The organism is Pedobacter sp. 01T416_2 (assembly GCF_056398925.1).
In genome coordinates this window covers 1-2776 of record NZ_JBFTQI010000759.1, presented here as the reverse complement: position 1 = coordinate 2776, position 2776 = coordinate 1, and the positions used below count along the sequence as shown (strand labels likewise).

At 35.2% G+C, this 2776-nt stretch carries 3 protein-coding genes; all 3 read left to right on the top strand.

All coding sequences use genetic code 11. From position 1 onward, the window contains the following. Positions 1-1478 (top strand): hypothetical protein (locus AC1DPQ_RS23660; protein WP_477611064.1); only part of this gene is annotated, 1478 nt, incomplete at its 5' end. Further along, positions 1478-2416, top strand: a complete 939-nt coding sequence (locus tag AC1DPQ_RS23655; RefSeq protein WP_477611063.1) for a hypothetical protein — start codon at positions 1478-1480, stop codon at positions 2414-2416. The genes AC1DPQ_RS23660 and AC1DPQ_RS23655, both read left to right, overlap by 1 nt. A 13-nt stretch (positions 2417-2429) precedes the next feature. Further along, positions 2430-2639 carry a hypothetical protein gene (locus AC1DPQ_RS23650; RefSeq protein WP_477611062.1) on the top strand — a complete coding sequence of 70 codons (210 nt, stop codon included), beginning with the start codon at positions 2430-2432 and terminating at the stop codon, positions 2637-2639. Positions 2640-2776 lie beyond the last annotated feature (137 nt).

Below are 2776 nucleotides of genomic sequence, written 5' to 3'. Positions count from 1 at the left end.
CCCACACGGCTAAAGAACATGCCATTTCTGAATTTACCAAGGTGCTTGATTCGATGATTGCTGCCGAGGTTGGTAATTTTGATCGATCTATGTTAAGGGGGCAAGGTTACGAGCGATCGAAATATAACAATGGTGATCACCAGGTACTTACTAAGTCACTAGATACTGTTTATTCAGTTTTCATAAACGATATTGACGTAGTTGAAGACAAAAAGAAACGTTTAAAAACCAAGATTGATGAGCAGGAAGTAAAGAGCCTTAATGCATTTGAAGAAAATCTTAATTTGCAATTACAAACCGCTGAGGCAGAAGCGGAACACGAAACGTTAAATGCCAAGAACCAGCTCATTAACACCAAAGCAGAGATCGAAAAAAATAAACAGGAAATCCAAAGCCTTAAAGAGAATAAAATTGGTTTTCATGAAAAAATTATTGCCGAGATAAAGAATAAGATACGTATTGCACAAACAGATTTTGTCAGCCCAAAGTTTAAATGGTATGAATTTATTCCAGTATTGTTCGCAAATATCTGCCTAATCACTTATCTTTTTATTTTCTACTCCTCAGCATGTTACATCTTATTGTTTGCAGTTGAAGACTCAAAAGCAGCCAAAGCCGCAGGACTTGATGCCATTCCGATGGAAATATTTAATCCTAAAGCATTGTCTTTAACCTTATCAAAAGGCGGGTCAGGTATCATTTTTATCTTACTCTTTGTAAGTATCCCACTTTTCTGTGCACTCATCAAACTTTTTACAAAGAAAAAATGGATTATAATAACTATGTTCCTCGTTGGGATTGTATTGGTTGATACGGCAATTGCCTACAAAGTTTCGGCAGCCATTTATCAAATGAAATATGAAATAGGAGACGTTCTAGAACCTTGGAAAATTTCCATGGCCTTTAAAGATCCTAATTTCTACCTGGTGTTTTTATTAGGTGCCTTTGGTTTGCTTATGCTAAAGTTCGCTTTCGAAAAACTTATGACAATTTTTGATGAAAGAAACCCTGATGTTGCTACATTAAAAAATAACCTGCTCATCAAGCAAATGGATGAGGATTTAAAGTTAGAAGAACAAAAAAGTCTATTGATTAAAGGTGAAATTTACGTGATAGATGGAAAGAACATCGGTTTAGAAGCACAATATAAGATCACTGAATCCAAACTCGCATCTATTCCAAATAAGTTAAACTTATTGCGGGAAATTAAAAAAACAGACTTAATTACGGGAAAACAACATATTGTAGATATTGCTACCATTTATAAAAGCCATGTCGAAAATGATAATCTTCCGATTTCTATCGATTCGCTAAATGATAGGATCAATATCTTTTTAGAAGGCTGGAACGATTACCTCCATGAAGAATATGCAATCTTAAAAGCTACTGAAAAATCACGAGAGGCATTTGATACTGCTGTAAATTGGCAAAACGAGAAAGTAAAAAGTTCACAAATAGATAAACGGGTGGTAATCTAATGAAAAAGTATTTTTTAATAAGCATCTTGATATGCTCGACCTGTACATATGTCGCGGCTCAAAAAACAAAAGAGGTTACAGACTATAATATAATCTTCGCACCCGATCTATCAAATCGGCTGAACCTTAAATTTTACCCCAAAGCGGTAAACGATGTAGATATTGTTCAGGGAGTATTGAAGAAAATTTGGTCAGACATATTGAAGTTAAAACGAACAGATGGCCAATTAGACCATTATAGCGTCGATTTCATCAATAAAGGATTAATAGGGTTGTATAAAATCAATACGAGTCTATTAAGCATCGACCTTCAGCAATTTGATAAACAGGTTGATCGGATTAATTATATATTGGAGAGAAATAAAGTTACCTCTTCACTCCCTAAGGACATATATAGCTTTACTATAGAGTATAAGAAGTTTAACGATAAAGCCGCAATATCTAATAATGGAGCCGATATTTGGACCTATTTTCAATCAGGTATTGATGATAGGATTATTCTGCCAGATGTAGCTGTTGGTAAAATAACGCACAAGTTTCGTAACATCATGGTATTAATGACTGATGGCTACATTGAGGCCGGTATTTATGATAAGGGTTACGATTTGAGTGCAAAAAAAGTTGCGGATTTCCGTAATGCCTTTTTAAAATCAAAGGAAAGCGATATGGGGATATTTTTATCTAAAAATACAAAGTTTAAAATCAACCCCGCAAAAAATCCATATTTAAAGAACCTTGAGGTTATCGTGATCGAAATGTATGATCGATCACTTTCCAAAACAGGGGCGGCTACAAAACATCCAACAGATATGGAAATCATGCGGTTAATTTGGGGCGATTGGATGAAAAGCTCTGGTGTAAAAAGGTTTGAACTTAAGCCTGCGGCAAGCAATCAAGCCGAAGCTGTGAAATATATTTTAGATTTTATTAAAAAATAAATATCCCTTAATCATGAAAACGCTCTCCTTACTCCTCTTTTTCTTTACCAACATTACTTGTAAAGAAAATACAACCGTGTACATTTGCAACAGTCCTGGCGCTAAAAAATACCACTATACCTCCAATTGCCGCGGTTTAGGCAATTGCACGTATAAAATTATAAAGGTGGAAATAGAAAAAGCCAAAAAAGACGGAAAAACATTATGCGGTTGGGAAAAGTAAGTTTATTGGTTTTATTGTTAACGCTCCAGGCTTGTTTCATCCCACCAGGCGAAAGCAAACCAATAACAAACTATAACCATCTTATTTTTACGGCCAAAGTAATCCGCATTATGGATGGCGATACCATGGAGGTACTC